This window comes from Streptomyces sp., from assembly GCF_050698815.1.
GTDB lineage: Bacteria > Actinomycetota > Actinomycetes > Streptomycetales > Streptomycetaceae > Streptomyces.
In genome coordinates this window covers 1-5793 of the sequence record NZ_JBOHCV010000202.1, presented here as the reverse complement: position 1 = coordinate 5793, position 5793 = coordinate 1, and the positions used below count along the sequence as shown (strand labels likewise).

Here is a 5793-nt window from a genome sequence, read left to right as displayed (position 1 = left end):
CCCGTCACTCGAAAGTGACGCGGCGCGGGCGCGGGCGCGGCCCCCCTGGGCGGGAGCCGCTCGCGAGTCAGTCCTCCTCGCCGCCTCGACGGTCCCCGTTCCGGGGGCCCCGCCCAGCGGCAGCCGGGGCAGCCGGGAAAGGCGTCAAAGAGCCGTTGAACTTCGGCATCAGCTGCGCAGTGAGAAGAGTCGCGAGCGCCGAGGTGTCGCCGCTGCCGCCGTCCGTACGGACGATCACGGGCTGCGGTGCACGCCCGGCGAGGATCGCGCCCACCTCCAGCCGCCTGCGCGCCAGTTCGTACTGGAGAACGGCGCGGTTGTCGCGGTATGCCTGCGCGAGCCGGCGCTGCGCACGGGCCTCGTTCTCGGCGGAGATCAAGCCGCTGCGCCCGCGGGTCTCGATCTCGAAGCGGACCTTCTGCGCATTGGTCTCCTGCTCCTCCAGCAGCTGAGCGACCTCCTCGCGCGCCTTGTTGAGCGCCGCCTTCACCTCGACGATGCGGGCGTCGCGCACCTTCTTCGCCCGCTCGATGTCCATCTGGAGGCTGTCGATGCGGCGCTTGCGCGTCAGGCCCCATTCCTGGTCGTAGGCGGTGCGTTCCTTCGCGACCCGTTCCCGTGTGGCCAGGTGCTGCTGGTACTGGGCGGGCAGCTGGACGTCGGGGATGTTGGAGCCGGTGATGCGCACCCCGTAGCGGGAGAGCTGGCGATTGAGCAGCTCCTGCATGTCGGCGACGTCGGAGCCGCGCAGGTCATACGCCCGCTCGGTCTGCACCAGCCGGGCGCGCTGGCGGATCGCGTCCTGCACCGCCTGGGAGAGCACCAGGTCGAAGTTGCCCGCGCCGATGGTCCGTACGAACAGGACCGCGTCGGTGATGCGGAACTTCAGGAAGAACTCGATGGAGCGCAGCGGCACGTTCTCCCGCGTCGGGCAGGCCATCACCGGTGCCGAGTAGGGGATTTCGGTGGCTGTGTCGACCACGAAGTCCACCCGGGACCAGGGGTGCCAGAGGTAGTGCCGCCCGGGGTCGAGGGTGCGGGTGACGGCGCCGTAGCGGGTCAGGACGCCGGCGGTGCCCTGCTCGATCTCCGCGATGGACGAGCGCCACCACCACAGCACGCCTGCGAGCAGCAGGAAGGCGCCGGCGGCGTAGCCCAGTGTGGCGGACGCGCCGTACGCCATGTCGGCGGCGCCGCCGTCGCCGGACTCCTTCAGCGAGGACATCATGCCGGTCAGCAGCCCGAACAGCCCCAGCCAGATGAGCAGCAGCCACCACAGCCTGCGAGTGTGCTTGGGGATGACGACGGGGATCAGCTTGTCCGTCTCGCCGCCGCGCAGCAGTTGGCGGATCTCGCTCCAGGGAGCGACCTCTTCGGAGATGATCGACCTGCGGTTGCGTGTGGCGCTCATTCTGCGGCCTCCTCGGATGCGGGCTCGGACGCGTGCCCGGCCGGGGCCGGTACTTTCCCGGAAGGTTCCAACGGCGGCGGTTCCGCGGGTGCCTCCGCCCCCGGTCCGGCTTCCACGTCCGTGCCGCCGGCGGCCGCCGGCACGGTCGGACGCTCCGTCTCCAGCAGCGCGGCGATCTCTCCCTCACGTGCGCGAATGCGCGCGGAGACCTCCTGGAGACGGTTGCGCACGGCCGACATGTCCTCCTCGGAGAACAGGTCCGTGCCCTGCTCGCCCACCAACTCCCGTGCGAGGGCCAGGAAGTCGACGCCGATGCCGCTCCCGTCGGACTCCGATGCTCCGCCGATCCGCAGCAGCCGCGGCAGGTGGTCGGCGACCTCCTCCAGCGTGTCCAGTACCTGCTGCTGATAGCGGTACTGGAGGATCTCCGGCGCCTCGGCCGCCGTCACCGCGCGGATGTCCAGGGCCTGCGCCTCCAGCAGCGCCGCGTTGGCCTTCGCCTCCGACTCCGCCTGTACGTAGCGCTGACGGGCCGTGGCCTCGGCTCGGTTGGTCTCGCGCTCCACCGCGGTGTCCATCTGTGCCTGGTACTGCGCGATGTCCGCCATGATCGCGGAGAGCGTCTCCTGACGGGAGGCCAGCTCCTTCGTCAGGTCGCCCTCGTCCTGCTCCTTGCGCAGGTGGAGTGCGTACTCGTGGGTGTACGCGTCCTTCGCCACGCGCACCATCTCCGGCGACGCCAGGTCCATGCGGTAGCCGCGGTCGGCCGGTTCGGCGTGCGTGATGTTGGCGTTCGTCAGCTCCACCGCGGGACGGAACTGCTGGTTGACCTGCTCCAGCAACCGGCCGGTGTCCTCGCCGACCATGTCATAGATCTCGGCGGCCTCCTGGTCGTAGATGAGGCTGCGGATGGTCTCGCTGACGGCGTTGCTGAGCTTCTCCTCGAAGCCCCGTACGGCACCGAGCGTGTAGACGAACTCCACCGGGTCGCTGATGCGGAACTGGATGAACAGGTCGATGGACGCCTTGACGCCGCCCTTCGTCGGGGCCTCGCGCACCGGCGCGTTGAACGGGTACTCGCGGGTGGTGTTGATGATGTACGACACCCGCTTCCACGGGTTGAGCAGGATCACCCGGCCGGGGCCGACGACCTCCTCCAGCTTCCCGAAGCGGGTGATCAGCGCCTGGCAGCCGTCCGGCACCATCACCATGCCCTGCCGCCACCACACGAAGGCGACGGCGGCGACCGACAGCACCCAGTAGTGGATGCCGAAGAGGGGCTGGGTGAGCAGCGGGCTGTCCGCGGTCGCCGCGAGGGCGCTGCCGACTGCCCCCAGTACGAGCAGTAGCAGTACGGGCAGCATGCTCACGAACGAGCGCCCGCGGGGCAGGGCCATCGGACAGATGGCGTGGACCTTCCGGCCGTCCTCCCGGCGCTGTTCGCTGCGGTTGAGCACCTCCCGCGCCTCGTCCATGGACACGGTCTGCTGCGTCATCACCGTGTCGATGCCGCCGCTCTGCTCGCGGGCGGCGGGGAAATCGTCGGGGTCGAGCCCGTCGTCGCCGCGCGATTCCTCCCAACCGCCTTCGTGACGCCCGGACTTCGACCGCTGCCGCACCACGGCTTCGCCGCGGCGGCGCAACTCCCCCTCGGCTGCCTCTCGCAGCTCAGGATTCTCCGAGACCGCTTTCGCGATCTTTTTCCCTCTCTGGCTCACGCAGTTCCCCCTCTTCACATGCTGTTCGTCGCACCGCCCAGGCCGGTACCGATACGGGTGTGGTCGCCGGCAGCCGTGCAGGTGCTGTGCCGGTTCCTTCGGCGACGGGCCGGTTGCGGCACCTCGCACGCCGGTTGCTGAGGCTCGGGTGCCACCGACGACTCAGGAATCCGCGCGACACGTGACGTGCATGATGCGCCCCCCCGATCGGTGAACCGATCAGCGGCCGCTCGCCGGCGAGATTCGATACACCGCCCGCAAACCTACCCGCACCTCCGGCCGGCCTGCGAGCCGCACCGGCGTATCGCCGGAGGGGGCTCGAGCGACTGACGGGTCGTCAAACGTGCCCGCTCCGGTGCGGGCAGCTTTCCAGCCGGTGCACGAACGGCTCGGCCCGCTCGACGAGTTCGGGAACCAGCGGAAAGGCCCCGGACCGATCACGGTCCGGGGCACTTGGGGCAACCGGTGATGCAACGGCTTGGGGGCCACCGGCCCGGCCGACGCGGGACGCCGGCCGGGCTGATGGCCTTCGGGATCAGGCCAGGTCGAACCGGTCGAGGTTCATGACCTTGTCCCAGGCGGCCACGAAGTCGCGCACGAACTTCCCACGCGAGTCGTCGCTCGCGTAGACCTCCGCGAGGGCACGCAGCTCGGAGTTCGAGCCGAAGAGGAGGTCGACGCGGCTGCCGGTCCACTTGACCTTGCCCGTCGCACGGTCGCGGCCCTCGAAGGTCTCCGCGTCCTCGGACGTCGCCTTCCACTCCGTGCCCAGGTCGAGCAGGTCCACGAAGAAGTCGTTGGTCAGCGAGTCGGGTGTCCCGGAGCCCGCGCCCAGCGTGGTCTGCTGGTGGTTCGCGCCCAGGGCACGCAGGCCGCCCACGAGGACGGTCGTCTCGGGCGCGCTCAGGGTCAGCAGGTTCGCGCGGTCGATCAGCAGGAACTCGGACGGCAGCCGCCCGTTCTTCCCGCGGTAGTTGCGGAACCCGTCCGCGGTCGGCTCGAGCGGGGCGAAGGAGTCCACGTCCGTCTGCTCCTGCGCCGCGTCCGTACGGCCCGGGGTGAAGGGGACCTGGACGTCATGGCCGGCGTTCTTGGCGGCCTGCTCGACCGCGGCGCAGCCGCCGAGCACGATCAGGTCGGCGAGCGAGATCTTCTTCCCGCCGGTCTGGGAGCTGTTGAAGGTTCCCTGGATCCCCTCCAGGGTGCCCAGCACCGCCGTCAGCGTGTCGGGGTCGTTGGCGTCCCACTCCCGCTGCGGCTCGAGGCGGATGCGAGCACCGTTCGCCCCGCCGCGCTTGTCGCTGCCGCGGAACGTCGAGGCCGACGCCCACGCCGTGGATACGAGCTGGGCGACCGACAGCCCCGAGTCGAGGATCTGGCGCTTGAGGGCTGCGACCTCCTCCGCCCCGACCAGCTCGTGGTCCACTGCCGGGACCGGGTCCTGCCAGATCAGCGTCTCCTGCGGGACCTGCGGCCCGAGGTAGCGCTGGATCGGTCCCATGTCGCGGTGCGTCAGCTTGAACCAGGCTCGGGCGAAGGCGTCCGCGAGCTGGTCCGGGTTCTCCAGGAAGCGCCGCGAGATCGGCTCGTAGACCGGGTCGAGGCGGAGTGCGAGGTCGGTGGTCAGCACCGTCGGGGGGCGCGACAGCGAGCCGTCCTCGGGGTCCGGCACCGTGTTGGCGCCGGCGCCGTCCTTGGGCTGCCACTGGTGGGCGCCGGCGGGGCTCTTGGTCAGCTCCCACTCGTACCCGAACAGGGTCTCGAAGAAGGTGTTGTCCCACTTCGTCGGGGTGGGCGTCCAGGTCACCTCGAGGCCACTGGTGATCGTGTCCCGGCCCTTGCCGGTGCCGAAGGAGTTCTTCCAGCCGAGGCCCTGCTCCTCGATGGCGGAACCCTCGGGCTCGGCGCCGACGTGGACGTCCGCGTCGGCGGCGCCGTGCGCCTTGCCGAAGGTGTGCCCGCCGGCGATCAGCGCGACGGTCTCCTCGTCGTTCATCGCCATGCGCCGGAACGTCTCGCGGATGTCCCGGGCCGCGGCGAGCGGGTCCGGGGTGCCGTTCGGGCCCTCGGGGTTGACGTAGATGAGGCCCATCTGGACGGCGGCCAGGGGGTTCTCGAGCTGGCGGTCGCCGGAGTAGCGCTCGTCGCCGAGCCAGGTGCTCTCGGGACCCCAGTAGACGTCCTGGTCGGGCTCCCAGACGTCCGCCCGGCCGCCGGCGAAGCCGAAGGTCTTGAAGCCCATCGTCTCCAGCGCCCGGTTTCCCGTGAAGATCATGAGGTCGGCCCACGAGATCTTGCGGCCGTACTTCTTCTTCACCGGCCAGAGCAGCCGCCGCGCCTTGTCGAGGTTGCCGTTGTCGGGCCAGCTGTTGAGGGGCGCGAAGCGCTGCATGCCGGCGCCGGCACCGCCGCGGCCGTCGTCGATGCGGTACGTACCGGCGCTGTGCCACGCCATCCGGATCATGAACGGTCCGTAGTGGCCGAAGTCGGCAGGCCACCACTCCTGCGACGTGGTCAGCACCTCGTCGACGTCCCTCGCCAGGGCGTCGAGGTCGAGGGTCTGGAACTCCGCCGCGTAGTCGAAGTCCCCGTCCATGGGGTTGGCCACGGCGGGGTGCTTACGCAGGATCGACAGGTTGAGCTGGTTCGGCCACCAGTCACGGT

General features: G+C 70.3%; 3 protein-coding genes. All 3 read right to left on the bottom strand.

Features of this window, described 5'->3' with window-relative positions:
• Positions 1-67 precede the first annotated feature (67 nt).
• Positions 68-1411, bottom strand: a complete 1344-nt coding sequence (locus tag ACRDP3_RS07485; RefSeq protein ID WP_431516052.1) for an SPFH domain-containing protein — start codon at positions 1409-1411, stop codon at positions 68-70.
• Positions 1408-3129 carry an SPFH domain-containing protein gene (locus ACRDP3_RS07480; protein ID WP_431516051.1) on the bottom strand — a complete coding sequence of 574 codons (1722 nt, stop codon included), beginning with the start codon at positions 3127-3129 and terminating at the stop codon, positions 1408-1410. Before ACRDP3_RS07480 ends, ACRDP3_RS07485 begins: the two co-directional genes overlap by 4 nt.
• A 535-nt stretch (positions 3130-3664) precedes the next feature.
• The coding region (gene katG, locus ACRDP3_RS07475) for a catalase/peroxidase HPI (protein ID WP_431516050.1) at positions 3665-5793 on the bottom strand (2129 nt) is incomplete at its 5' end.

Bases quoted from the DNA above. Each gene is read 5' to 3' on its own strand.
- ACRDP3_RS07485 (WP_431516052.1), bottom strand. From the start codon at position 1,411: ATGAGCGCCACACGCAACCGCAGGTCGATCATCTCCGAAGAGGTCGCT.